The organism is Nocardia rhizosphaerihabitans (assembly GCF_014646295.1).
In the GTDB taxonomy this organism is placed as follows: Bacteria; Actinomycetota; Actinomycetes; order Mycobacteriales; family Mycobacteriaceae; genus Nocardia; species Nocardia rhizosphaerihabitans.
Window position 1 is genome coordinate 362940 of the sequence record NZ_BMNE01000004.1, and the last position, 24210, is coordinate 387149.

Annotated in this window: 22 protein-coding genes; 12 read left to right on the plus strand and 10 right to left on the minus strand. The window is 69.1% G+C overall.

Features of this window, described 5'->3' with window-relative positions; genetic code table 11:
* The first annotated feature begins 149 nt into the window (after positions 1 to 149).
* On the plus strand, positions 150 to 785 hold the full coding sequence (locus tag IEY60_RS19280) for a hypothetical protein (protein WP_189030225.1): 636 nt from the start codon (positions 150 to 152) through the stop codon (positions 783 to 785).
* A gap of 106 nt (positions 786 to 891) precedes the next feature.
* On the opposite strand, the gene IEY60_RS19285 is transcribed toward IEY60_RS19280, so the two are convergent.
* Positions 892 to 1794 (minus strand): polysaccharide deacetylase family protein, encoded by a 903-nt coding sequence (locus IEY60_RS19285; RefSeq protein ID WP_229739954.1) that lies wholly within the window; start codon positions 1792 to 1794, stop codon positions 892 to 894.
* A 163-nt stretch (positions 1795 to 1957) separates the two neighbouring features.
* Positions 1958 to 3082, minus strand: coding sequence for a citrate synthase 2 (locus IEY60_RS19290; protein WP_189030227.1), 1125 nt, complete (start codon positions 3080 to 3082; stop codon positions 1958 to 1960).
* Between the two features lie 96 nt (positions 3083 to 3178).
* On the opposite strand from IEY60_RS19290, the gene pdxH reads away from it, so the two are divergent.
* The 4 genes from pdxH to IEY60_RS19310 all read left to right on the plus strand — a co-directional run bounded on the left by pdxH (position 3179) and on the right by IEY60_RS19310 (position 7203).
* Positions 3179 to 3874 (plus strand): pyridoxamine 5'-phosphate oxidase, encoded by a 696-nt coding sequence (gene pdxH, locus IEY60_RS19295; RefSeq protein ID WP_189030229.1) that lies wholly within the window; start codon positions 3179 to 3181, stop codon positions 3872 to 3874.
* A 50-nt stretch (positions 3875 to 3924) separates the two neighbouring features.
* Positions 3925 to 5226, plus strand: a complete 1302-nt coding sequence (locus IEY60_RS19300; RefSeq protein ID WP_189030231.1) for an MFS transporter — start codon at positions 3925 to 3927, stop codon at positions 5224 to 5226.
* 271 nt (positions 5227 to 5497) lie between these two features.
* Entirely contained in the window at positions 5498 to 6811 is a 1314-nt protein-coding gene (locus tag IEY60_RS19305; RefSeq protein WP_189030242.1) for a citrate synthase, read from the plus strand.
* 32 nt (positions 6812 to 6843) lie between these two features.
* Positions 6844 to 7203: an FKBP-type peptidyl-prolyl cis-trans isomerase gene (locus tag IEY60_RS19310; protein ID WP_189030244.1), complete on the plus strand. Its 360-nt coding sequence runs from the start codon at positions 6844 to 6846 to the stop codon at positions 7201 to 7203.
* A 57-nt stretch (positions 7204 to 7260) separates the two neighbouring features.
* Here IEY60_RS19310 and IEY60_RS19315 read toward each other — a convergent pair whose 3' ends face one another.
* Entirely contained in the window at positions 7261 to 7839 is a 579-nt protein-coding gene (locus IEY60_RS19315; RefSeq protein ID WP_189030246.1) for a Uma2 family endonuclease, read from the minus strand.
* A 40-nt stretch (positions 7840 to 7879) separates the two neighbouring features.
* The gene (locus tag IEY60_RS19320) at positions 7880 to 9040 is read right to left on the minus strand and encodes a YhgE/Pip domain-containing protein (RefSeq protein ID WP_189030248.1); all 1161 of its coding nucleotides are present in this window, start codon (positions 9038 to 9040) and stop codon (positions 7880 to 7882) included.
* A 292-nt stretch (positions 9041 to 9332) separates the two neighbouring features.
* Between IEY60_RS19320 and IEY60_RS19325 the strand changes: the two genes are divergently transcribed.
* Positions 9333 to 9989 carry a DUF8020 domain-containing protein gene (locus IEY60_RS19325; RefSeq protein WP_189030250.1) on the plus strand — a complete coding sequence of 219 codons (657 nt, stop codon included), beginning with the start codon at positions 9333 to 9335 and terminating at the stop codon, positions 9987 to 9989.
* A gap of 103 nt (positions 9990 to 10092) precedes the next feature.
* Here the strand turns inward: IEY60_RS19325 and IEY60_RS19330 are convergent, their stop codons facing one another.
* The 3 genes from IEY60_RS19330 to IEY60_RS19340 are packed head-to-tail and all read right to left on the minus strand — an operon-like array spanning position 10093 to position 14260.
* Complete coding sequence (locus tag IEY60_RS19330) at positions 10093 to 11460, minus strand: sensor histidine kinase (protein WP_189030252.1); 1368 nt, start codon at positions 11458 to 11460, stop codon at positions 10093 to 10095.
* On the minus strand, positions 11457 to 12161 hold the full coding sequence (locus IEY60_RS19335) for a response regulator transcription factor (RefSeq protein WP_189030254.1): 705 nt from the start codon (positions 12159 to 12161) through the stop codon (positions 11457 to 11459). Before IEY60_RS19335 ends, IEY60_RS19330 begins: the two co-directional genes overlap by 4 nt.
* 41 nt (positions 12162 to 12202) lie before the next feature.
* A complete protein-coding gene (locus IEY60_RS19340) occupies positions 12203 to 14260 on the minus strand; it encodes an AMP-binding protein (RefSeq protein ID WP_189030256.1) in 2058 nt (685 codons plus the stop codon).
* Positions 14261 to 14579: 319 nt separating this feature from the next.
* On the opposite strand from IEY60_RS19340, the gene IEY60_RS19345 reads away from it, so the two are divergent.
* The 4 genes from IEY60_RS19345 to IEY60_RS19360 are packed head-to-tail and all read left to right on the plus strand — an operon-like array spanning position 14580 to position 19635.
* Entirely contained in the window at positions 14580 to 18260 is a 3681-nt protein-coding gene (locus IEY60_RS19345; RefSeq protein WP_189030258.1) for an ATP-binding protein, read from the plus strand.
* Complete coding sequence (locus IEY60_RS19350; protein ID WP_011207200.1) at positions 18257 to 18670, plus strand: roadblock/LC7 domain-containing protein; 414 nt, start codon at positions 18257 to 18259, stop codon at positions 18668 to 18670. Before IEY60_RS19345 ends, IEY60_RS19350 begins: the two co-directional genes overlap by 4 nt.
* Positions 18671 to 18677: 7 nt before the next feature.
* Positions 18678 to 19052: a DUF742 domain-containing protein gene (locus tag IEY60_RS19355; RefSeq protein WP_019044950.1), complete on the plus strand. Its 375-nt coding sequence runs from the start codon at positions 18678 to 18680 to the stop codon at positions 19050 to 19052.
* A complete protein-coding gene (locus IEY60_RS19360; RefSeq protein ID WP_019044951.1) occupies positions 19033 to 19635 on the plus strand; it encodes a GTP-binding protein in 603 nt (200 codons plus the stop codon). Before IEY60_RS19355 ends, IEY60_RS19360 begins: the two co-directional genes overlap by 20 nt.
* A 52-nt stretch (positions 19636 to 19687) precedes the next feature.
* Here the strand turns inward: IEY60_RS19360 and IEY60_RS19365 are convergent, their stop codons facing one another.
* Entirely contained in the window at positions 19688 to 20227 is a 540-nt protein-coding gene (locus tag IEY60_RS19365) for a hypothetical protein (RefSeq protein ID WP_189030261.1), read from the minus strand.
* On the minus strand, positions 20224 to 20499 hold the full coding sequence (locus IEY60_RS19370; RefSeq protein WP_189030263.1) for a helix-turn-helix transcriptional regulator: 276 nt from the start codon (positions 20497 to 20499) through the stop codon (positions 20224 to 20226). Before IEY60_RS19370 ends, IEY60_RS19365 begins: the two co-directional genes overlap by 4 nt.
* A gap of 99 nt (positions 20500 to 20598) precedes the next feature.
* On the opposite strand from IEY60_RS19370, the gene IEY60_RS19375 reads away from it, so the two are divergent.
* Both IEY60_RS19375 and IEY60_RS19380 read left to right on the plus strand, forming a co-directional pair.
* On the plus strand, positions 20599 to 22101 hold the full coding sequence (locus IEY60_RS19375; RefSeq protein WP_189031259.1) for an acetyl-coenzyme A carboxylase carboxyl transferase subunits beta/alpha: 1503 nt from the start codon (positions 20599 to 20601) through the stop codon (positions 22099 to 22101).
* An 82-nt stretch (positions 22102 to 22183) separates the two neighbouring features.
* On the plus strand, positions 22184 to 23038 hold the full coding sequence (locus IEY60_RS19380; protein ID WP_189030265.1) for an aldo/keto reductase: 855 nt from the start codon (positions 22184 to 22186) through the stop codon (positions 23036 to 23038).
* On the opposite strand, the gene IEY60_RS19385 is transcribed toward IEY60_RS19380, so the two are convergent.
* On the minus strand, positions 23019 to 24137 hold the full coding sequence (locus IEY60_RS19385; protein WP_189030267.1) for an NAD(P)-binding domain-containing protein: 1119 nt from the start codon (positions 24135 to 24137) through the stop codon (positions 23019 to 23021). The two genes, IEY60_RS19380 and IEY60_RS19385, sit on opposite strands and share 20 nt — an antisense overlap.
* Positions 24138 to 24210 lie beyond the last annotated feature (73 nt).

The following is a 24210-nucleotide window of genomic DNA, read 5'->3' on the forward strand; positions in this document are numbered from 1 at the left end:
GAACACCGAACATCGGTATCGAGAGGCAGCGCGCGAACACGGGTGCGGTGTGGATGTCCGCGACGAGACGCGACCGCGGATGTGTGGTGTGGTGCGGGAGTGCGGGGAATTTGCCCTTGTGAGTAGGGCGTTCGCTTTACTCTTTTGCTATGAGCCTCGTTGCGGTCGACCCCGGTCGGACCCTGCTCGACCGGTTTGCCTGGGTGTTCGGGAGGCGGCCGGGGCTGCTTGCCGAGAGTTCCCGGCGGGAATTGCTGATCAGGGGGTTACCCGCCACCGCGACGGTGATGTCGGTGCGGTCGCGACGCGGGGAATGCGGCTACCGGTTCTCCGTGCGGGTGCAGGTGCCCGGTGAGCTCGCCTACGACGCGCGGGTGCGACAGCGGGTGCGTAGCCAGGACCTGGAATGGATGCAGCCCGGCGATACCGTCGGATGCCGGGTCGACCCGGGCGACCGCGAGCGCGTGGTGCTGTTCGTGCCCGAGATCCCGCAGTCCGGCCGGAGCGCGGCCGCCAAAATCCTGGCCAACGGCAGGCGTGCCGAGGCCACCGTGCTCGCGGTAGCGCCGATCGCCGCCGACTACACCGGCCGCGACGATCCGGTCCTGCGCCTCGACCTCGAACTCCGCGCCTGGGACGAACCGACGCCATGGCGGGTGCGCCTCATTCAGCCGGTACCACTGGCCGCGGTCGGCCAGATCGAACTCGGCGCTCGCCTCGATGCCGCGTTCTTCACCGTCGACCGGGGCAGCTCCGTCGCCATCGACTTCTCCGCCCTGACCTGAGCCACCGGAACGAGCTACCGCTCACCCAGGTTTTCCGGAGCTCGACAACCTGTGTTGCCAAAGGTGAGCTACGGCGTTGCTACGCGAATTCCGGTGAGAACCGCGACTACAGGTGGACGAAGGTGTAGCCCGCCGAGCGCAGTGCGGGGATCGCCGCGGCCATGCCCGCCGCCGTGCCGGATTTCGGGCGGTGCATGTGGGCGAGGGCGATGCCGCCCGGGATGGCCGCGCTCATCGCGCGCCGGACCTGGGCCGCTGACGCCGTCGCGCCGAAGTCGGCGTTGATGGTGAAGCCGAGGGGTGTTTCGCCCAGTTCGTTGACGATGGCGACCGCGACATCGTCGTAGTGGGCGGTGCCTGCGCGGAAGAACCGCGGTGGTTTGCCGGTGAGTTCGGTGATCCGTTCGTGGTTGGCCCACACCTCGTGCACGGCCTCCTCGGCCGAGACGGTGCCCGGGATGTTGTAGGCGGCGCGGCCGGTGACCGAGAGTGGTTTGTGGGCGACACCGTGGGAGGCGATCTCGAACAACGGGTTTTCGGCGAGGCGCTGGACGCGGGTGGGGTCGGCGTCGATCCAGCGCTTGTTGAGGAACAGGGTCGCCGGGACCTGTTCGGCGATCAGCAGGTCGATCAGAGCCTGGTCGAGCTGGCTGTTGCCGGGTCCGCCGCAGGCGTCGAAGGTGAGCGCGAGCTGCTTGCCCGCTGTGGGAAAACTGCTGGTGATACCGGGTAGTGCGACACCCCAGGTGTGGGGTTGCGCGCCCGCGTGCCGGGCAGCGATCGCGGCGGGGGAGACCGCGGGCGGCACCGTCGCGGGCGGGGTGATCGCGGTGGAGATCGGTTGCGCGGTGAGCGGTTCGACCGCTGCTCGACCTGGCGGCACGGGAGCTGAATCGCCCTGTGCGGCAGTACATCCGGTGATCACGCTGGCCGCGAATGCAGTGCAGACGCCGAAAAGGCGACGCCGCGACAGTCCGTTGTCCTGCACAATCCACCCCTTGCCGATCACGTTCGCCCGGATCGTATCGCCCTACCAAGGGCGGTGCGTGCTGAACGTGTTCTCGCAGGTCGATTGCGCAGCAAGTAGGTGAAGCGACCATTAGCCGAGAATGAGCCAGGCGCCGGTCGGCACACCGTGTGCCGACCGGCGCCCGGTCAGATGCGAGGGAGGCTCAGTCGCGCGCGATGGTGGACCAGCCGGCCACCTCTTCCGGCGTGCGCGGGCCCGGGCCGGTGTAGATCGCGGCCGGGCGGACGAGCTTGCCCAGCTGCTTCTGCTCCAGGATGTGCGCGCACCAGCCCGCGGTCCGGCCACAGGTGAACATGGCGGGCATCATGTGCGCGGGGACCTCGGCGAAGTCCAGGATCACCGCGGCCCAGAACTCGACATTGGTCTCGATCGCCCGGTCCGGACGACGCTCACGCAGCTCGGCCAGCGCGGCCTGCTCCAGCGCCGCGGCCACCTCGTAGCGGGGCGCGTCGAGGCGCTTGGCGGTGGCGCGCAGCACGCGGGCGCGCGGGTCTTCGGCCCGGTAGACCCGGTGCCCGAAGCCCATCAGCTTCTCCTTGCGGTCCAGGATGCCCTTGACCAGCGCCCGTGCGTCGCTGGACTGCTCGACCGCTTCGATCATCGGCAGCACGCGGGCGGGCGCGCCGCCGTGCAGCGGGCCGGACATGGCACCGATCGCGCCGGACAGCGAGGCCGCCACGTCGGCGCCGGTGGAGGCGATGACGCGGGCGGTGAAGGTGGAGGCGTTCATGCCGTGCTCGGCGGCCGAGACCCAGTAGGCGTCGATCGCCTCGGTGTGGCGCGGGTCGGGGTCACCCTTCCAGCGGGTCATGAACCGCTCGGTGACGGTGGTGCACTCGTCGATCTTGCGCTGCGGAACGGCGGGCTGATAGATGCCGCGCGCGGACTGCGCGACATAGGACAGCGCCATCACCGAGGCGCGGGCCAGGTTCTCCCGGGCGGTCTCGTCGTCGATGTCGAGCAGCGGCTCGTAGCCCCAGATCGGGGCGAGCATGGCCAGGCCCGCCTGCACGTCGACGCGCACGTCACCGGTGTGCACCGGCAGCGGGAAGGGCTCGGCGGGCGGCAGGCCGTGGCCGAACTGGCCGTCGACAAGCAGGGCCCACACGTCACCGAAGGTGACCCGGTTGGCGACCAGATCCTCGATGTCGACGCCGCGATACCGTAGCGCGCCACCGTCCTTGTCCGGCTCGGCGATGTCGGTGGTGAAGGCCACCACGCCTTCCAATCCGCTGACGAAATCCTGTGGTACCGAGCTGGTAGTCATGGTGACTCTCCTTGCAGGGGCATGCCGATCTTTCTGAACCATAGCCCTGGGGATACCGGGTAGTAGCGTCGCCCCTGCGGCGTACCGTCTGTGCTCATGCGTGACCAGGAACCCGCGACCGCGGCCGACCTCGCCGCCATGCGCGTCGACTACGGTGCCCACCTGCCGGAGCCGGAGGAAGCCGATCTCGACGAGTCCTGGGTGGCAGGTGGCTGGGAACCGTTGCTGCGCCGCTGGATCGAGCAGGCGCGCGGTCTCGGCGTCGCCGAACCCAATGCGATGGTGCTGGCCACGGTCTCCCTGACGGGTCCGGCTCCGCGCCCGGTCGCCCGCACCGTCCTGTGCAAGGGACTCTCGCCGGAGGGCGTCACCTTCTATACGAACTACGACTCGGCCAAGGGCAACCAGCTCGCCGCCGACCCGTACGCCGCGGCCTCCTTCGTCTGGCCCGCGCTCGCCAGGCAGGTCCATGTGCGCGGGGTGACCGAGCGGGTGTCCGCCGAGGTGACCGCGGCCTACTGGCAGGCGCGGCCACGTGACGCGCGGCTCGGGGCCTGGGCCTCGCAGCAGTCGCGGCCCGTGACTTCGCGCGCCGAGCTGGACCGGGCGCTGGCCGAGACAACGGCCCGCTTCGCCGACGTCGACGACATCCCGGTGCCGCCGTTCTGGGGCGGGTACCTGCTGCGGCCCGACGAAGTGGAGTTCTGGCAGGGCAGGCGGGGCAGGCTGCACAACCGGATCGTGGCGCGGATCGAGGCCACAGGCACAACCGTGGAACGTTTGCAGCCCTAACGAGTGGTGGGGTAAGTCACCGCGCGCATCCATTCTCCGATCGCGCGGAGATGGTTAATCTGCGGCGAGTGAAGCTGCTCGCCGACACCGAACCCCTGCGCAATCCCGACTATCGCAGGCTCTGGACCACCAACATCGTCACCGTCATCGGTGCGCAGCTCTCGGTCGTCGCGGTTCCGCAGCAGATCTTCCAGATCACCGGCAGCTCCGGCTATGTCGGCCTGGCCGGCCTGTTCGGCCTGGTCCCGCTGGTCGTGTTCGGGCTGTGGGGCGGCGCGCTGGCCGACGTCATGGACCGGCGCACGCTGCTGATCATCACCACGGCCGGCACCGGCGCGACCGCGGTGGCGTTCTGGGTGCAGGCCGCGCTCGGGATGACCAATGTGTGGCTGGTGCTGGGGTTGTTCGCCGCCCAGCAGGCGTTCTTCGCGGTCAACCAGCCCACCCGCAGCGCGGCCATCGCGCGGCTGCTGCCGCCCGAGCAGATCGCCGCGGCCAGTTCGCTGAGCATGACCGTGCAGAACGTCGGCATGATCGCCGGACCGGTGCTGGCGGGTCTGCTCATTCCGGTGCTCGGCTTGCCGACGCTGTATCTGATCGACGCGATCGCCTTGCTCGCGACGGTGTGGGCGGTGTGGAAACTGCCCGCGTTCCCGCCGACCGGTGATCAGCGCCGGGCCGGGTTGCGCGCCGTCGTCGACGGTTTCCGCTATCTCACCGGGCAGCGGATCCTGCTCGCCTCCTTCGTCGTCGACATCATCGCCATGGTGTTCGGCATGCCGCGCGCGCTGTTCCCGCAGATCGCGCACGAGACCTTCCACGATCCGGCCGAGGGCGGTGTGGCGCTCGGCCTGTTGTTCGCGGCGATCTCGGCGGGCGCGGTGCTCGGCGGTGTCTTCTCCGGCTGGGTGCCGCGTATCCGCAGGCAGGGCCTGGCGGTGATCGTATGCATCGCGGTGTGGGGCGTGGCGATGGTGGGGTTCGGCGTTGCGGTCGGCCTGGCCGGGCACCTGTTCGGGCTCGGGGTGTGGCTGTGGATCGCGGTGGCGTTCCTCGCACTGGGCGGTGCGGTCGACATGATCTCGGCGGCGCTGCGCACGGCGATGTTGCTCAACGTGTCCACCGACGAGATGCGCGGCAGGCTGCAGGGCGTGTTCATCGTGGTTGTCGCAGGTGGGCCGCGGATCGGTGATGTTGCCCACGGTTTCGCCGCGGCGAGCCTGGGTACCGCTGTAGCTGCCGCGGGTGGCGGTGTCCTGGTGGTGATCGGGGTGGCGCTGGCGGCGCTGGCCTTCCCCGCCTTCGTGCGGTACCGGGTGACTCGCGCGCAGTCCGAATCGTTGGTCAAATGAACTGTGCGAGAAGGGAATACGTGTTGATTGCCGGTCTGCGCCCGACGCGCCTTCCCGCGGCCGCCGGCACCGGCTCGCGACGGCGGCGAACAGGGGATCGGCGCAGGTCGCCGCATGCCCGCCGACCTCACCGTCGATCGGCCCCGGTGTGAGGACAGCACAGGACAACCCTGATTGCTTGTCTGCTCCGAACAACAGCTAGCGTTAGCGCAAGTGCACCGCGTGCCGACCGCATCGGTGCCTACGGTTCTAGCCTGAGAGGGATCCTTCCGTGCCCGCTGAGAACATCACCAACGTCGCCGAAGACGCCAAGGCGGTACTGCAGTACCCCGGTGGCGAGTTCCCGATCTCGGTCACCACGGCCGCGGAGGGCAACGACGGACTCGACTTGGGCAAGCTGCTGGCCAGCACCGGTTATGTCACCTATGACCCCGGTTTCATGAACACCGCGTCGACCAAGTCGGCCATCACCTACATCGACGGTGAAGCGGGCATCCTGCGTTACCGCGGCTACCCGATCGACCAGCTGGCGGGCCGCTCGACCTTCATCGAGGTCAGCTACCTGCTCATCTACGGCGAGCTGCCGACCCAGGCCCAGCTCGACGACTTCACCGATCGCATCCGCCGCCACACCCTGCTGCACGAGGACCTGAAGCGGTTCTTCGACGGCTTCCCGCGCAACGCGCACCCGATGCCGGTGCTGTCGTCCGCGGTGAACGCGCTGTCGGCGTACTACCAGGACTCGCTGGACCCGCGCGACCCCGAGCAGGTCGAGCTGTCCACCATCCGCCTGCTGGCCAAGCTGCCCACCATCGCGGCCTACTCGTACAAGAAGTCGGTCGGCCAGCCGTTCCTCTACCCGGACAACTCGCTGAGCCTGGTCGAGAACTTCCTGCGGATGACCTTCGGCTTCCCGGCCGAGCCCTACGAGGTCGACCCCGAGATCGCCGCCGCGCTCGACATGCTGCTGATCCTGCACGCCGACCACGAGCAGAACTGCTCCACCTCGACCGTGCGTCTCGTCGGCTCCTCCGACGCCAACCTGTTCACCTCGGTGTCCGGTGGCATCAACGCGCTGTGGGGCCCGCTGCACGGCGGCGCCAACCAGGCCGTGCTCGAGATGCTCGACGAGATCAAGGCCAACGGCGGCGACGTCAAGGAATTCATCCGCAAGGTCAAGAACAAGGAAGACGGCGTGAAGCTCATGGGCTTCGGGCACCGCGTCTACCGCAACTACGACCCGCGCGCCACCCTGGTCAAGCAGGCCGCCGACAAGATCCTGTCGAAGATCGGCGGCGACGACCAGCTGCTCGACATCGCCAAGCAGCTCGAAGAGGCCGCCCTCACCGACGACTACTTCGTCTCGCGTCGCCTGTACCCGAACGTCGACTTCTACACCGGCGTCATCTACCGGGCCATGGGCTTCCCGACTCGCATGTTCACCGTGCTCTTCGCCATGGGCCGCCTGCCCGGCTGGATCGCCCACTGGCGTGAGATGCACTCCGAGCCGCTCAAGATCGGCCGCCCGCGCCAGATCTACACCGGTTACGGTGAGCGTGACTACCGTGACATCGCTGGCCGTTAGTCCGAACTGAAACTATCGAAGGGGATAGCCGAATGACCAAGCCGGAGATCGAATTCCAGGAGGGCCCCGCGCCCACCGAGCTCGTGATCAAAGACCTCGTCGAGGGCGAAGGCAAGGAAGCGGTGCCCGGCGGCACCGTCGAGGTGCACTACGTCGGCGTCGAGTTCGAGACCGGCGAGCAGTTCGACTCTTCGTGGGACCGTGGCGAATCCATCACGTTCCCGCTGCGCGGCCTGATCCAGGGCTGGCAGGACGGCATCCCCGGCATGAAGGTCGGCGGCCGCCGCCAGCTGACCATCCCGCCGGAGCTCGCCTACGGCCCCGCCGGCGCAGGCCACAACCTGTCCGGCAAGACCCTGGTCTTCGTCATCGACCTGCTCGACGCGAACTGACCTGCTGAACAACACTGTGGCCGGGTTCCGATCGGAACCCGGCCACAGTTGTCTGTGTCAGCGAGTGAGCTCAGCCATCGGGATCTCGCCGACGACGACGTGGCTGAGCGCGACGGTGCCGCGATGGATCTGGTGCAGCCTGTATTCGCGGGCATGCGCGTCGAGACGGAACTCGAGCACCTCGTCGATCCCGAACTTGCTGTCCAGCATGACCACCAGGTAGAGCGGAATCCCGACGCGCGCATACTGCGCCTTCTTGTCGAGCAGGTCCTCGGCGGCCGTGGACGGTGACGACACCTCGACCACGATCAAGGCATCGGTGGCTTCGGGCTTCGCCCCCGGTTTGTCCAGGCAGCGGTAGACCACCACGTCAGGACGCCGAAAGGTGAACTTCAGTACCCTCCACAGCACCACGTCGATGTCGGTGTCGATCCGAAGACACGGCTCGGTGCTCGGCAACCGCTCCATCGCGTCGGCCAGGCGGCGGGCGATGCGATTGTGCTCCGGCGTCGGCGATTCGCTGACGATGACGTGCCCGTGGACCACTTCGATCTCACGCGCCGCCGCCTCCGGCAGCCGCAGGTACTGCTCCTCGGTCATCAGATGAGGCAGCGAATCCGTCGGCTGGATCGTCATGCTGGTGAGCTTACCGCCAGGATATCGGCACTTCTGGGTCCTATTCCCGGACGACTTCGACCGGGTCGGTGAGGGCGAGGGCGAGGGCGGAGTTCTGGGCGGTGCCGCGTGGGGGGAGGGCGTCGAGGGCCTTGCCGGTTTGGGTGGTGAGGTTTCCGACGATGTTCTGGAGGGCGCCTACGCCGCCGGTGAGCTGTTCGACGGCGGAGAGGAGTTGGGCACCGCCCTGTTCGGCGAGGGTGGGCAGGCCCTTGGCGAGTTCGGCGCCCTGGGTGAGCTGGTCGCGGGCGCTGTTGAGGCGGTCGACGACGGTGCGCAGGAGGGTGCCGAGGTCGGTGTTGGGATCTACTGCGGCGCCGGTCAATTCGCTCAGGCCGTCCAGCTGGGCACCGGCTTGGTTCGAAACTCCGCGCAGCGCTTCGAGTTTGACGATGATGTCGGCGAGCTGGGGGTCGTTGGCGATCGGCAGGGCCTTGAGCGGCGGCAGGATCTGGTCGAGGCCGGTGCCGAGGGCGGCGGCGCTGCGCTGTACGCCGGCGATGGTGACGCCGGTGGCGCCGAGCGCGTCGGCGAGCTGGGTGGCCTGCTTGGCGGCGCCGTCGACGGTCTGGTTCAGCAGTTCGATGGCCGAGGTGAGCTGTCCCGCACCCTGTTTCGCGTAGTCGAGGAAACCGAGCATCTCCTGGGCCCCGCCGCTGAACTGACTCGCGCCGTCGGCGGCCGCGTTCACGCCCGCGTTGAGCAGCTGGGCGGTGAACTGCACCGAGGTCATCTGATTGCGGGCCTGCGACACCGCGGCCAGCGCGGCGTCGACCCCGGACGCGCCGATCCGGTGCGTCACCGCGTCGACGGCGCCGTTGACCGTGTCCCTGTCGGCGTCCTCGTGGGTACTCACGGTGACCTTGGCGCGCTTGGGTTCCGGCGTCGCCAGTGTCGCCATCGATGCGGTGAGGTCGGCGGGCAGGGTGATCACCGCGGCGTAGTCGGCCGCGTCGATCTCGCCGGGCTCGGCCACCGTCCACTCGTAGCCGCCCGCGTCCTGCACGGCCTTGGCGACGCGCTCTCCGGTCGGCCCGGTATCGGCGTTGACCAGCGCGATCCCCGTCGGCGCGCTGTCCTGCCCGGCGCACGCGGCGATACCACCACCCGCCAGCGCGACAGCAGCGACGAGACAGGCGACACGAGCACGTTTTCCGATCACGGCGCCGACGGTATCGGCAGAGTTCGCGCCGGGTCGTGGGAGATGTCTGAGAGTTCGGTGAGGAAGGCCGCCACGTGGGGATTGCTGCGGGTGTGCAGGAGGGTGTGGCGGACGCGGTTTTTCCCGGTCACCGGGACTGTGAAACCCCTTGCTGATATGGCTTGCGTCACAGTGCCTTCCATGGGCACCGTCTGTCCGGTACAAATCTCGAGTCAATCGACATCGAGAATTTTTTCGATTCGTCCGGGGGGTTCGGGGATTCGCCGGGGGCATCGGGAGGGAGACATCGAACATGTTCCACCGCAACATCACTCGCGTCGGCCGTCGCGCGCTCGTCGCCGCGCTGCCGCTGGCCGTGGCCACCTCGCTGGTCACCGCAGGCACCGCCGCCGCCGACATCGACACCGAGCGCCAGGCGCAGATCGCCACCGGCCTGTCCAGTGCCGGTGCCGCTGAGGGCGTCGACTTCCGCACCGTCGTCTCGCCGGACCTGCGCACCATCTCCGCGACCGTCGACAACGCCCGGTTCGTCGTCACCCCCGACGCCGTCACCGTGGTGTCCGCCGCGGGCGTCACCGTCGGCGAGGTCCCGCTGAAGCTCAACACCGTCGACGGCAACGCCATCGCGATCGCCTCGGTGGTCTCCGAGGACGGCAAGACCCTGTCGATGGCCCCGCAGCTGTCGGCCGACACCAGCACCGAGCTGAAGAACATCGCGACCGACCCGTCGAAGGCCAACCACGACCCGGTCCAGAACGGCGCCGCCGCAGGCGCGACCATCGGTGCGATCGCCGCGGCGATCATGTGCGTGCCCGCCCTGGCCGCGTTCATCATCGGCTACGTCTTCTGCGCCATCCCGTCGGTGATCTCCACCGCGCTGACCGGCGCCGTGATCGGTGCGGTCATCGGCCTGGTCATCCCGGAGTCGGTCCCGCAGGTCCTGCCCTGATCCCTCGTGGACTCCGCGTTCCGCCGCTCGATGGCTGAACGTTTGCCAGGCAAGTGAATTCGGCCCCGCATCCGTGTCACACGGGTGCGGGGCTTTGCGCTGTCTACGGTGTGCGGCGGACCGGCAGGTCGAGCACCAGACGCGCGCCGCCGAGCGGGCTGTCCTCGAAATAGGCCCGACCGCCGTGCAACTGGGCCTGCTGGGCCACCAGTGCCAGACCGAGCCCGGAACCGCCCTTGCTGGCATTGGTGCCGCGAGCGAAGCGGGCGAAGACCGCGCCGCGCTCGGCGACAGGCACGCCGGTGCCGTTGTCGTCGACGGCGATGACGATGTGATCGTCGGGGGTGCGATGCGCCGAAACGACGGCGTGGGTGGCGCCACCGTGTTTCACGGAGTTGGTCAGCGCGTTGTCGACGGCCAGGCGCAGGCCGGCGGGCAGCCCGCGGGTGACGAGCTCGGCGTCGGTATCGATCCGCACCGACAGGCCCGGATTGTGGCGCATGGCGTCGTGGGCGGCCTGATCGCACAGATCGGCGACATCGGTGGGGACGTGGTCGGCTTCGGCGGTGAGGTCGCCGCGGGCCAGGCGTTCCAGCGCGGTGAGGGTGGTCTCGACCCTGGTCTCGTTGCGGGCGAGGTCGTCGAGGATCTCGCGGCGCTGCTCGTCGGTGAGGTCAAGGGTGCGCAGGACCTCGAGGTCGGTGCGGATCGCGGTCAGCGGGGTGCGCAGCTCGTGGGCCGAGACGGCGGCGAAGTCGCGGGCGGTCTCCAGCGCGGCGGCGGTCTCGGCCTGGGCCTCGTCGACGCGGGCAAGCATGGTGTTGACCGCGTCGGCCAGCTTCACCGCCTCGTCGACACCGGAACCGTCGACCGGCTGGGCCGGGTCGTCCGGATCACCGAAGGCGCTGCGGGCCGAGACCTGCTTGGTCAGCTTCACGATCGGGCCGACGGCGCGCCCGGCGAGCAGCCAGCCCAGCGCCGCTGCGGCCGCCACCGCGATCGCCGCGCCGGCCAGCACCCAGCGCTGCTGGTCGGCGGTGGCCTTGGCCGACTCGGTGGTCGGGATGGCGAGGGAGACGGTGCGGCCGACAGGCTGGTTCTCTGTGGTGGTGAGCACCCGGTACGGCTGGTCGTTCACCTCGACGGTCTGCGAGCCCGGCGGCAGATCCGGCAGCTGGGTCGAGCTGGACGCGGTCACCTGGCCGTTGTCGCGCACGGTGAGCGCCATCGTGGTCTGCAAGCCGGTCAGGTTGACGAAACCGGTCGCCAATACCGGCTCGATCAGCACGATCCGCGAGGCGATCTCGAGCTGCTGATCGGTCTGGGTCACATTGTTGCGTTCGATCGCCTGGAAACCCACGAACGCGGCGATCGTGACGATGATGACGGCACCCGCCGCGGCCGCGCCCGCGACTCTCGTTCGCAGCGAAAACGATTGTCTCCGACGGCTTTTCGGCGGGGCCTCGGTCATTTCGGTTCCCGGAGCACGAACCCGACGCCGCGAATGGTGTGCAAAATCCTTGGCGTGTCATCTATTTCGAGTTTGCGGCGCAGGTATCCGACGAACACGTCGACGACATTCGTATCGGCTATGAAATCGTAACCCCACACCAATTCCAGCAGCCGTTCCCGCGTCAACACCACACCCGCATTCCTGGCCAGGGTCGACAACAATTCGAATTCCCGTTTGGTGAGCTCGATTTCCTTGCCGTGCAACAGCGCTCGATAGCCTGCCACGTCGATCTGCAGCGGGCCGACGGTGATCGCGCCGGGTGCGGCGGGCTCCGGCACGTCGGTGCGCCTGCGTAGTAAGGCGCGGATCCTGGCCACCAGTTCGGCCAGCTCGAACGGCTTCACCAGGTAGTCGTCGGCGCCGGACTCGAGGCCCGCGATCCTGTCGTCGACCGAGGCGCGGGCGCTGAGCACGCAGATCGGCACGTCGTTGCCCATCGCGCGCAACGCCGTCACCACGCCCGCGCCGTCGAGCACGGGCATGTTCATGTCGAGGACGACGGCGTCGGGCGCGCGCTCGGACACGGCGCGCAGCGCGGCGGCGCCGTCGCGGGCCACCAGCACCTGGAACCCGGACAGTCGTAGGCCACGTTCGACCGAGGCGAGGACATCCTCGTCGTCGTCGACGACCAGGACAGTGGAGGCAGCACGATCGGTCACGGTGCAATCCTATGGGCGCTGCGCGCCGCCGACCGCCGTGGTCAGGTCGTCGGCGCCACCGGGTCGCCGTCTAGATCGGGGGTCGGCGAGTCCTCCGCGGCGGGCTGCGGTGCGCCGAGCGGGGGATTGGCGAGGATGCGGTCGGCCAGCGCGGTGAGCACCGCCGGGTCCTCGATGGTGGCCGGGGTCTCGACGTGTTCGCCCGCGGTGAGCTGGCGGATCGTCTTGCGCAGGATCTTGCCCGAGCGGGTCTTGGGCAGGCCGGAGACGATGATCGCGCTGTGCAGGGTGGCGATGGCGCCGATCTGCTCGCGCACCCGCTCGGCCAGCTCGGTCCGCAGCTGCTCGGGATCGACCTCGACGCCCTGCTTGAGCACCACATACGCCAGCGGCAGGTGGCCCTTGAGCTCGTCGGGGACACCGATCACGGCGCATTCGGCGATGGCGTCGTGGCCCGCGATCGCGGCCTCGATACTGCCCGCCGACAGGCGGTGCCCGGCCATGTTGATCACGTCGTCGCTGCGGCCGAGGACGTAGAGGTAGCCCTCTTCGTCGAAGTAGCCGGAGTCGCCGGTCAGGTAGTGGCCGGGGAAGGCCGACAGGTAGGAGCGGATGAACCGGTCGCGGTCGCGCCACAGGCCGGTCAGCGCGCCGGGCGGCAGCGGCAGCCCGATGACGATATTGCCCTCGACGCCGGTCGCCACCGGGTTGCCGTTCGCGTCGAGGACGCGCAGCCGGTAACCGGGCACCGGCACGCAGGACGAACCTGGCTTGACCGGCAGTTCCTGCAGGCCGAGCGGGTCGGCGCAGATCGGCCAGCCGGTCTCGGTCTGCCACCAGTGATCGACGACCGGGGTGTCGGGGTGACCGGCCAGCAGTGTGTCGGTGGCCCACTCGAAGGTGGCCGGATCGAGGCGCTCGCCCGCGCAGAACAGCGCGCGCAGCCGGGACAGGTCGTGGCGGTGGGCCGCGGTCGCCTCGGGATCGGCGCGGCGGATCGCGCGTAATGCCGTCGGCGCGGTGAACAGCACCCGCACGTCGTGCTCGTCGATGATCTTCCAGAACGTGCCCGCGTCGGGGGTGCCGACCGGTTTGCCCTCGTAGAGCACGGTCGTCGCGCCGACGAGCAGCGGCGCGTAGACAATGTAGGAGTGGCCGACCACCCAGCCGACATCGGAGGCCGCCCAGAACACCTGACCTGGGCCGACGTCGTAGATATTGCGCATCGACCAGGACAGCGCGACCGCGTGCCCGCCGTTGTCGCGGACAACGCCCTTGGGCTTCCCGGTGGTCCCCGAGGTGTAGAGGATGTAGAGCGGATCGGTGGCGGCGACCGAGACCGGCTCGGCCGGTGTCACGTCGGCGACGGTGGCGTCCCAGTCGACCCAGCGGGCGGCCACGGTCTGCTCCGAGGACGGCAGCACATCGGTCGCGGGCTGCGCGGCCGGGAACTCGATGGTCGGGAACTGCGGGCGCTGCTTGACGATCACCGTGCGCACCGAGGCCGTCTGCGCCAGGTCCAGTGCCTGCAGCACGATCGGCGGGTATTCGATGCGGCGGTTGGGTTCCATCCCGCCCGAGGCGGTGACCACCAGGACCGGTTCGGCGTCGTCGATGCGGGCGGCCAGCTCGGGCGCGGCGAACCCGCCGAACACCACCGAGTGCACCGCGCCGATGCGTGCGCAGGCCAGCATCGCGATCACGGCCTCGGGGATCATCGGCAGGTAGATCACGACCCGGTCACCGGCGACGACACCGAGATCGCGCATGGCGCCCGCGAATCGGGCGACCTGGTCGAGCAGTTCGGCGTAGGTGAAGACGGTGGTGGTGTCCGTCATAGCGGAGACATATATGAGGGCGGCCTGATCGGCGTGCCCGCCCTCGGCGACGGTGCCCGCCCGCACGTGCCGGTCCAGCGCGTTGACGCAGGTGTTGAGCCGGGCGTCGGGAAACCAGCGGGCCGCGCGTTTGTCGGCGGCGTCGACGATCTGCTGCGGTGGGATATCCCACTCGATGTCTCGAGCTGCGGCGGACCAGAAGTCGGCTGGGTCGACCAGACTGGTCTGATAGACCGGTCGGTACTCGTGTTCGGTGTCCAACCCCGTGACTCCCTAGCCTCGCTTCGATGCCCGCTCGATAGATCCTGATGATTGTGGCAGACTTCACGCGACACCCGAGGGGGTGCCGCGACCTTTGGTTTTGCCTGGAACGGGCAGGTCATCGAGCGGACCTCTACCGGGAGTCAGCCAAGAAGTTATTGATCCGTTAGAATCTGTTGTCACTTATTCGGGCAGTCGTAGACGCAATTTCTCGGCCAGCCGCAGTTCTCGGCCAGCTCCGCCTGGCGAGCCACCATTGCGCCTGTGGAGGTTCGCTGATGGCTCAAGGTACGAGGCCAGTTTGGAAAGTGAGTGGGAGATGCGTGACGCCGCTAGGTCCGGCAGCAAGCGCTGGGCGCTCGGCAACTGGGACCTGCGTTGGAAGGTTACGGCCGTGCTTGCCGTGCCGCTCGCGGTCGCGGTCGGGCTCGGCGTGTCGAGAATTACCTCGGAGTTCTCGGAGGCCAACCGGCTGTCGAGCATCAATGCGCAGGTCGACTCGATTCCGTCGGTCACCTCGCTGAGTGCTACTTCGGCGCGGGTGTCGGGTAGTCAGCTGGTCCCCGCGGGGCCGGGGGTCACCCTGGTCACCGACAAGGACCTCGCCGACCTCGATGCCGCGATCGCCACCGCCGAGTCCTCGCTCGGCAGGCTGGCCGATATCCCGCGGGCGCACGAGGCGCTGCAGCGGATGATCTCGCAGGCCAAGAACGTGCGTGGGCAGGGCAAGGCCCTCACCTCGTCGGCCGAGGCAGCGCTGGCCTCGGTCGAGCAGATGCGTAAAGACAGCGTCGACATCGTCGAGACCACCATCGCCCAGGTGAGCGACCCGGTCATGGACCAGGCCAAGCTGCGCCTGGTCGACTCGCTCAACACCCGTTCGATCCTCGTCGACCAGCTCGCCGGCCTCTCCGGGATGCTGCGCGGTCTGCCGCAGGGTTCCCAGGACTTCATCACCGGCGTCGCCACCGAGCGGCACCTGCTCGACGTGCTCGCCAACCGTTTCCCCGACGGCGATCGGGTGATCGCCGACCTCAAGGCACAGGCCGAAGTCCGGCAGAACCTGGTCAGCAGCCCCGAGGTGGCGGCGGGCAAGCTGCCCATCGGCGACATGCGTACCTCGCTCGTCACCAGCCTCGTCGGCTACGAGGGCGTCGTCGACTCGGCCACCAAGGCCATCGAGTCCGCGATGGACGAGCTGGCCGCCACCGCGGCGACCGGCGCCTGGTCCTACACCGGTGTCGTCATCGCGACGATCCTGGCCGCGCTGTTGCTCGCCGTGTTCGTCGCCCGCTCGATGATCGTGCCGCTGCACCGCCTGCGCCTTGCCGCGCTGCGCGTGGCCGAGTCCGATCTGCCGCACGAGGTCGCCCAGCTCCGTAACGGCGCCGCGCCCGAGGACGTGCCGCTCGAGCCGATGCCGGTGCGCTCGGACGAGGAGATCGGTCAGCTCGCGCGCGCCGTCGACGACATCCACGGTCAGGCGCTGCGCCTGGCGAGTGATCAGGCGCAGATGCGTTCGCAGGTCAACGACATGTTCGAGACCCTGGCCCGCCGGTCCAAATCGCTCGTCGACCATCAGCTCACCCTCATCGAGGCGATGGAGTACGACGAGAAGGATCCGCGCCTGCTCGAGAACCTCTTCCGCCTCGACCACCTCGCGGCGCGCATGCGCCGTAACGGTGACAACCTGCTCATCCTCGCCGGCACCAAGCAGCGCCGGACCAAGTCGGCCCCGGTCGAGATCGCCGACGTGCTGCGCGCCGCGATCTCCGAGGTCGAGGACTACGAGCGGGTCAAGCTCGGCGCGACCCCGCGTGGCTCGCTGGTCGAACCGGCCGCCTCCGATATGGCGCACCTGTTCGCCGAGCTGCTCGACAACGCGCTGCGCGCCTCCCCGCCGGAGACCGACGTCAAGTTCACCTTCGCCCAGGCCCACGACCAGGGTCTGCTGATCGAGGTCGCCGACCGCGGTATCGGTATGCCGCCCCAGGAGATGTCGGAGATCAACCGCAGGCTCGAGCAGACCGCGGAGCCCGGCCCCGACACCGCCCGCCACATGGGTCTGTTCGTGGTCGGCAGGCTCGCCGAGCGGCACGGGCTGACCGTGCGGCTGCGCCCGACCTTCGACACCGCGCGCGATCCGGGCGTCACCGTCACCGTGCACGTGCCGGTCGGCCTGATCGTCACCGGCGCAGGTGGCCCGGTGATGGCGCCGCAGCAGCTGCAGAAGCAGACGCCGCAGCAGGTGCGCCCGAACCCGCAGAACCAGCCGAGCACGATGCAGACCCGCGCGATCACCCGCACCCCGGGTGGCAACGTGATGGTCACCGTCGACCCGGGCAGCGGTCCGATCGCGGCCGGTGCCGGTGGTCTGCCGCAGCGTCAGCCGGGCAACTCGATGGCCCAGGGCGCGCAGCAGGACGCCGCCGAGCAGTCGTCGCCGACCCTGCGTCCGGCCGCGCCCGGTCAGGGCAACGCGCCGCAGCGTGGCAAGCTCGCCGCGGCCAGCCTGCCCAAGCGCAGCGTCACGCCGGGCGGACCCGGCGGGCCGCAGCGTCCGCAGGGCGCACCGCCCGCGCCAGGGCAGCCGGGCGATCCCAAGCCCGCCGGTGCACCGCAGTCGCTGGCCGGTGGCCTGCCGCAGCGGTCGCCGGGTGCCAACGGTGCTCCGTCGCGCGATCAGGCCCAGCCGCCGCGTGACTCCGCGCCGCCGAAGCGCGACACCACCGCCGGTGGTCTGCCGCAGCGGTCGCCGGGCGCCAACGGCGCGCCGCCGCGCGACCCGTCGGCCGGTGGTCTGCCGCAGCGTCCCGCCAACGGGCTACCCCAGCGGGAACAGACCGGTGGCCTACCCCAGCGCGATCCGTCCAACGGCCTCCCGCAGCGTGAGCAGACCGGTGGTCTGCCGCAGCGTGATCCGTCGACCGGGTTGCCCCAGCGCGACCCCGCGGGCAACGGTGCGCCGCAGCGTGATTCCGGTCCGGTGACGCGTGATCCGGCGTCCGGGCTGCCGCAGCGCTCCCCGTCCAACGGTCTGCCGCAGCGTGATCCGGCGCCGCGTCTGCCGCACCGCGACCAGACCGGTGGTCTGCCGCAGCGTGATCCGTCCAATGGTCTGCCCCAGCGTGAGCAGACCGGCGGGCTCCCGCAGCGTGACCCGTCCAACGGCTTGCCGCAGCGTGAGCAGACCGGCGGTCTGCCGCAACGCGATCCGGCCACCGGTCTGCCGCAGCGTGGCGCCCAGCCGAACGGTCTGCCGCAGCGTGATCCGGCGGCCGGTCAGCAGCAGCGTCCGGCCAACGGTCTGCCGCAGCGCGGCGCCCCTGCGCCGCAGCGTGATTCCGGCGAGAACGGTCTGCCGCAGCGCGCTCCCGCGGCCGGTCTGCCGCAGCGGGAAGCACCGAACGGGCTGCCGCAGCGTCCGGCTGCGCCGATTGGGCTGCCCCAGCGCGATCCCGGCGCTACTGTGGTACCGCAGGCGAACGCCGGGCCGGGAGTGGCGCTGCCGCAACGGGATCCGGATCCTGCGGGACCGGAGAACGCTGCGTCGGCAGGGCGCGATCCGGGTCGGCACAGCTACCGGTCGAATCCGGCCAAGGCTGCGTCGTTCTTCCAGACCAGGTTGCAGCCGGCACCGGAGGGCGATTCCGTCATGGGCGGGACGCCGATCTTCGCGGAGATGATGTCGGCGTGGCTCACGGACGAGAATTCCGACCGGTCCCAGATGGCGGCTGCCTTCGAATCACCGGGTGACGAAGGTTGGCAGGCCGCGCGCCGGGCCAGCGAGGCTCAGCCCGAGGTTCGTACCGCTGCGGGCTTGCCTCAACGCAACCCGGGCGGCAGGCTCGTGCCTGGCGGTGTGACCGGCAAGGCCGACAGCACCCCGCAACGTGATCCCGAAACGATCAGGTCCAGCTTGAGTCGTCACCAGCAGGGCGTCCGGGATGGCCGCGCAATGAAGGCAATGAACCTAACCGGAGATAAAGGAGACCGATGAACCCCGATCTAGGTGGTACGAACCGTCAGCTGGATTGGCTGGTTTCGAACTTCGCCAACGAGGTTCCTGGCGTAGCCCATGCCGTCCTGGTCTCGGCTGACGGCCTGCTGATGGCCGCGAGTGCCCAGCTTCCGGTCGACCGCGCCGAGCAGTTGTCCGCCGTGACCGCCGGACTGGCAAGCCTTTCCGTCGGCGTGTCGAATCTGTTCGAAGGCGGTACGGTACTGCAGTCCGTCGTCGAGATGGAGCACGGTTACCTACTGCTCATGGCAGTCGGCGACGGCTCGTATCTCGCGGTCCTGACCAACACCTCGTGTGACATCGGTCAGGTGGGCTACGAAATGGCTCTGTTGGTCGAGCGTGTGGGCCAGACCGTCCAGGCCACGCCACGCGTCACGATGGGTTCCTGATGGTGGGATGGACATAGACGATCACCGCATGGGGAGCGCCGAGCCCAGCCTCGTCCGCCCGTACTCCTTGACTGCCGGCCGCACCAGGCCGGCGGTCGAGTTGGCGTTGGAGGCGCTCGTTGCATCGCATCCGGTCGCCATGGAGCGGCAGTTCGAACTGAACAACCTCGAAACGTCCATCGTGGAGTTGTGCAGGCAATCGCCGTCCGTTGCCGAGATAGCTGCCCAATTGGGTATCCCGATCGGTGTAGCGCGGGTACTCGTGGCCGACCTCATCGAGGCCGGTCATGTCCGGGTCTCGGCGACTTTGAAAGACGATTCCAGCGACGATGAACGTCGCGAGCTGATCGAAAGGGTTCTCAGTGGACTCCGGCGTATTTGATTCGACGGCGCAGGTCGACACCCGCACGAGCAAGCCGACTTCGGCGAAGATCGTTGTCGCCGGTGGCTTCGGTGTCGGTAAGACCACGTTGGTCGGTGCAGTGTCGGAGATCGTTCCGCTGCGCACCGAGGCGTTGGTGACCAACGCCAGCACCGGAATCGACAACCTGACCGGTATTCCGATGAAGTCGACCACCACGGTGGCGATGGACTTCGGCCGGATCAGCCTCGCCGACGACCTGGTCCTGTACCTGTTCGGCACGCCGGGCCAGTACCGGTTCTGGTTCATGTGGGACGACCTCATCCGCGGCGCCATCGGCGCCGTGGTGCTGGTCGACACCCGCAGGCTGGAAGACAGCTTCGCCGCGGTCGACTACTTCGAGGCTCGCGGTCTGCCGTTCCTGGTGGCGCTCAACGAGTTCGACGACGCACCGAAGTACCCCCTCGAGGACATCCGCCAGGCCCTCGCGGTCCCCGCCGACGTGCCGATCATGTCGATCGACGCCCGCCGCCGTGAACCAGCCAAGCAGGCCCTGGTCTCCTTGACCGAGTACGCCCTGCGCAAGGTCATGCAGGGCTACTGACCCGGAGACGGGGCTGCCGCGATGAAGGCAGCAGCCCCGCATTCGATCCCGCTCAGGATTCCGGTTCGGGGTCGGGGCGGGTCCAGCCGAGGATCATGGCCGGGGCGCAGCCGCCTGCCATGAGGGCGGCGAGCATCATCAGGCCGCCCGCGTAGGCGGTGCGGTAGGCGTCGGCGTGTGGTGCGATGGCACTGACGAAGATCAGGTAGGCCAGTGGCGGCATCGTCAGGGACTGGGTGAGTGCCAGGCCGGCCGAGCGCGCTTTGTTGCGCTCGGCGATTTCCAGTTCGTCGAGCATCGGGTCGGGGGCGTGGTCCTGGCCGCCGGAGGCGATGCGCAGCATCGTCCAGCTCGGCAGGAACAGCACCAGCGCGATCAGCGCGACGACCGGGGCCGCCCCGAGATCCAGTGCGCACAGCACGCCTGCCACCGCGATGCCGAGCAGTGCGGTCACCACGCCGATCACGAGCATTCGCCTGCGGCGTTGCGGCCGCCAGCCTTTCAGCATGCCCGCGGTGCGCTGTTCCTGGATCAGCCAGCGACGGACGCGATAGTTCTGGTAGCGGTCGATCAGTCCGGTCGCGCTGGTCATGGCGTGCCTTTCGTTCGTGGGTACAGCTCGGCCGAGAGCGGGCCGAATTCGGTGCGGGAGAACACCGCCTCGACCGGGAGCTCGAACACATCGCAGATGCGCAGCGCCAGGTCGAGGCTCGGATAGTGGTCGCCGCGCTCGAGCGCGCCGATCGTCTGCACATTGACGTTGACGGCGTCGGCGAGCGCTGCCCGGCTCATCCGGTGTTCCGCGCGGAGCACCGCGATGCGATTGAAGATCGGGAGGGTTTCCCCTCGTCTGACTGGGCTCACACAATGAAGTGTTGTAAAAACACAACACATTGTCAAGATTCTCGAATGCTCTGCCGCGATGTCGTGACCCGCGGCCCCCGCTAGGCTCTGCACGTGCACATGTCCGCGGATGACCTGATCGCGCAGCTGCTCGATCCCGATTCGTTCCAGAGCTGGGACCGCCCAGCGATCGAGCCCGCGGTCTCCCCGGGGTATCGCCAGGAGCTCGTCGCCGCGGCGCGGCGCGCGGGCACGGATGAGTCGGTGCTGACGGGGGAGGGGCTGCTGCGCGGGCGCCGGGTCGCCGTGATCGCCTGTGAGTTCGCGTTTCTGGCCGGGTCGATCGGGGTCGCGGCGGCGGAGCGGATCGTGTCCGCGGTGGAGCGGGCTACCGAGCTCGGGCTTCCGCTGATCGCGTCCCCGACTTCGGGGGGCACCAGAATGCAGGAGGGCACAGTCGCTTTCGTGCAGATGGTGAAGATCGCGGGCGCGGTCACGGTGCACAAGGCGGCGGGGCACCCGTATCTGGTGTATCTGCGCAATCCCACGATGGGCGGGGTGTTCGCGTCGTGGGGTTCGCTGGGCCACATCACCTTCGCCGAACCCGGTGCGCTGATCGGGTTCCTCGGTCCGCGTGTCTATGAGGCGCTGTACGGCAAGCCTTTTCCGCCCGGCGTGCAGACGGCGGAGAACCTGTACCGCAACGGTGTGATCGACGGTGTGGTCACCGTCGAGGTGTTCCGCCGGATCGCGCACCGGGCCTTGAGCGTCGCGAGCGGTGTCGTCCTTCCGGTATCGGCCGAGCCGGGTTGGGCTGCGCCCGTTCGCAAGCCGACAGCGGCCACGAATCCTTCGGCGACTGCCTGGGATTCGGTACTGAGCACCCGACGACCCGGCCGGCCGGGCATCCGCGACCTGCTGCGCCATGTGACACAACGGGTTCCGCTCAGCGGCACCGGCCAGGGCGAATCCGACCGCACCGTGGTGCTCGCCCTCGCCCGTTTCGGCGGCCAGCCCTGCGTGGTCTTCGGTCACGACAGATCGGGCCAGGAAGGCGAGCACACCATGGGTCCGGCAGCGCTGCGGGAGGCGCGGCGCGCGATGGCGCTGGCCCGCGAGCTGCGCCTGCCGCTGGTGCTGGTGATCGACACCGTCGGCGCCGCCCTGTCCAAGGAAGCCGAGGAACGCGGGCTGGCCCCCGAGATCGCCCGCTGCCTGGCCGACCTGGTCACCCTGGACACCCCGACCGTCTCGATCCTGCTCGGTCAGGGCACCGGCGGCGGCGCGCTCGCACTGCTGCCCGCCGACCGGGTACTCGCCGCCGAACACGGCTGGCTGGCTCCCCTGCCGCCGGAGGGCGCGAGCGCGATCGTCTTCCGCGACACCACGCACGCAGCGGAACTCGCTGCGGCACAAGGTATCCGCGCGGTGGATCTCCAGGCCGACGGCGTGGTGGACCGGATCGTCGACGAACACCCCGACGCCGCCGACGAACCGGTCGCGTTCGCCCGGAGGATGGTCCTCGCGGTCACCGAGGAGCTGGCCGCCCTGCGCGCACAGCCGACGGCGGACCTGCGGGCGCTGCGGCAGGCGCGATATCGGCGGATCGGGGCCGTTCACTGACCTACGCCCTGTTTTCGCAGCTGGGGAAACACGCAGGGTGGCGTCGTTGACGGTACGGCGAACCACTTCTACCGTCGAACGGGTGACCTTCCGTAGCGCTAGCAGCCAAGTTCCCACCATCGTGCTCAACGACGGGAACGTCATCCCGCAGCTCGGCTTCGGTGTCTTCCAGGTGCCGGAGGACGACGTCACGCCGGTGGTGGCCGAGGCATTGAAGGTCGGCTACCGCAGTATCGACACGGCCGCGGTCTACGGAAACGAGGAAGGCGTAGGCCGCGCGATCCGTGCCTCGGGAATCCCCCGCGACGAGATCTACGTGACCACCAAGCTGTGGAACGCCGACCAGGGCTACGACAGCACACTGCGCGCCTTCGACGCGAGCATGCGGCGGCTTGGCCTGGACTATCTCGACCTGTACCTGATCCACTGGCCGGTGCCGTCGGCAGGCCGCTACGTCGACACCTTCCGTGCCTTCCAGGCGCTCAAGTCGCAGGGCAGGGTCCGCTCGATCGGCGTCTCCAACTTCCGGGTGGCCGACTTGGCGACCCTGATCGTCGAGACAGGCGAGATCCCGGCGGTGAACCAGATCGAACTGCATCCCGCCCTGGCCCAGCCCGAGCTGCGCCAATACGACACCAATCAGGCGATCGCGACCGAGGCGTGGAGCCCGCTCGGTCAGGGCACGCTGCTGGACAACCCGACCATCGTCACCCTCGCCAAGGAACTCGAACGCACGCCCGCGCAGGTCATCATCCGGTGGCACCTTCAGCTGGGCAATATCGTCATCCCCAAGTCGGTCACGCCGTCGCGGATCGCGGAGAACTTCGACGTGTTCTCCTTCGAACTGGACGCGCAGGCGATGGCGGCGATCGACCGCCTCGACACGGGCACCAGGGTCGGCGCCGACCCGGCCACTTTCAGTCTCGGTCTGGCCTGATCCCCAGGTAGCCGGTCAATTCGGCGGCCGCGGCCCGGCCTGCCCGGTTCGCGCCGATGGTGCTCGCCGACGGCCCGTAGCCGATCAGATGGATCCGTGGATCGACCGCGACCTGGGTGGCGAGCCGACCGGTCATCGTGATCCCGCCGCCGGGTCCCCGCAGCCGCAACGGCGCGAGATGGTCCAGCGAGCTGCGGAAACCGGTCGCCCACAGGATGACATCGGCTTCCTGGAACCGCCCGTCCGCCCAGCGCACGCCCGTCGGCTCGATCCGCTCGAACATCGGCTGCCGAGCCAGCGCGCCCCGGTCACGCGCGGCGCGCAGCCGCTCGTCCAGCGGGAGCCCCGTCACCGAGACCACCGATCCGGGCGGTAGCCCGCGGCGCACCCGGTCCTCGACGACGGCGACGGCCGCGCGCCCGTCCTCCTCGCGGAAGGGCGGCGACCGGAACACCGGCTCGCTCCTGGTGACCCATGTGGTGGACGTCACCTGCGAGATCTCGTCGAGCAATTGCACCGCCGAGATCCCGCCGCCGACGATGACCACGTGTTTGCCGGCGAACTCCGCGGCCGTGCGGTAATCGCGTGTGTGCAGCTGACGGCCGGTGAACGTGGCAGCCCCCGGATACACCGGGATGAACGGGCGCTCCCAGGTTCCGGTGCCGTTGATCAACCCGCGCGTGCGCAGGGTCCCCGCGCCGTCGGTCTCGACCTGAAGCACCTCGCCGCGGCCTGCGCAGGTCTGCCCGTCGGCGGTCCGATCACAGACGACCTGTACCGTCACCTGCCGCCGTACCCGCAGGTCGAAGCGCTTTTCGTAGAGTTCGTAATAGTGCGGCACCGCCGTGGCCGCCGGTGCGGACTCCGAGCCGGGCGGCAGCGTCTCGGCGAAGGACATCCCCGGCAGATCGTGCACCCGGTTCACGGTGGTCAGCGTCAGCGACGGCCAGCGGAACTGCCAGGCGCCGCCGGGGCCGGGCGCGTGGTCGACGATCAGGAAGTCGCGTTCGGGGACCAGACCGCGGCGGCGCAGGTGGTAACCGGCCGAGAGTCCCGCCTGGCCCGCACCGATCACCAGGATGTCGAAGTCGGTCGCCACAGCCGCCGATGCTATCGCCTTACCGGGCGTCGACGGCCGCCTGTGGCAGAGTTATGGCACCAAAGGTGTCCGG

What these genes read in the sequence shown, in the direction of transcription:
- IEY60_RS19310 (WP_189030244.1), top strand. Translation starts at nt 6,844, where the DNA reads ATGACCAAGCCGGAGATCGAATTCCAGGAGGGCCCCGCGCCCACCGAG.
- IEY60_RS19280 (WP_189030225.1), top strand. Translation starts at nt 150, where the DNA reads ATGAGCCTCGTTGCGGTCGACCCCGGTCGGACCCTGCTCGACCGGTTT.
- IEY60_RS19345 (WP_189030258.1), top strand. Translation starts at nt 14,580, where the DNA reads ATGCGTGACGCCGCTAGGTCCGGCAGCAAGCGCTGGGCGCTCGGCAAC.
- IEY60_RS19375 (WP_189031259.1), top strand. Translation starts at nt 20,599, where the DNA reads ATGTCCGCGGATGACCTGATCGCGCAGCTGCTCGATCCCGATTCGTTC.
- IEY60_RS19300 (WP_189030231.1), top strand. Translation starts at nt 3,925, where the DNA reads ATGGTTAATCTGCGGCGAGTGAAGCTGCTCGCCGACACCGAACCCCTG.
- IEY60_RS19355 (WP_019044950.1), top strand. Translation starts at nt 18,678, where the DNA reads ATGGACATAGACGATCACCGCATGGGGAGCGCCGAGCCCAGCCTCGTC.
- IEY60_RS19350 (WP_011207200.1), top strand. Translation starts at nt 18,257, where the DNA reads ATGAACCCCGATCTAGGTGGTACGAACCGTCAGCTGGATTGGCTGGTT.
- IEY60_RS19315 (WP_189030246.1), bottom strand. Translation starts at nt 7,839, where the DNA reads ATGACGATCCAGCCGACGGATTCGCTGCCTCATCTGATGACCGAGGAG.
- IEY60_RS19325 (WP_189030250.1), top strand. Translation starts at nt 9,333, where the DNA reads ATGTTCCACCGCAACATCACTCGCGTCGGCCGTCGCGCGCTCGTCGCC.
- IEY60_RS19330 (WP_189030252.1), bottom strand. Translation starts at nt 11,460, where the DNA reads ATGACCGAGGCCCCGCCGAAAAGCCGTCGGAGACAATCGTTTTCGCTG.
- IEY60_RS19365 (WP_189030261.1), bottom strand. Translation starts at nt 20,227, where the DNA reads ATGACCAGCGCGACCGGACTGATCGACCGCTACCAGAACTATCGCGTC.
- pdxH (WP_189030229.1), top strand. Translation starts at nt 3,179, where the DNA reads ATGCGTGACCAGGAACCCGCGACCGCGGCCGACCTCGCCGCCATGCGC.
- IEY60_RS19290 (WP_189030227.1), bottom strand. Translation starts at nt 3,082, where the DNA reads ATGACTACCAGCTCGGTACCACAGGATTTCGTCAGCGGATTGGAAGGC.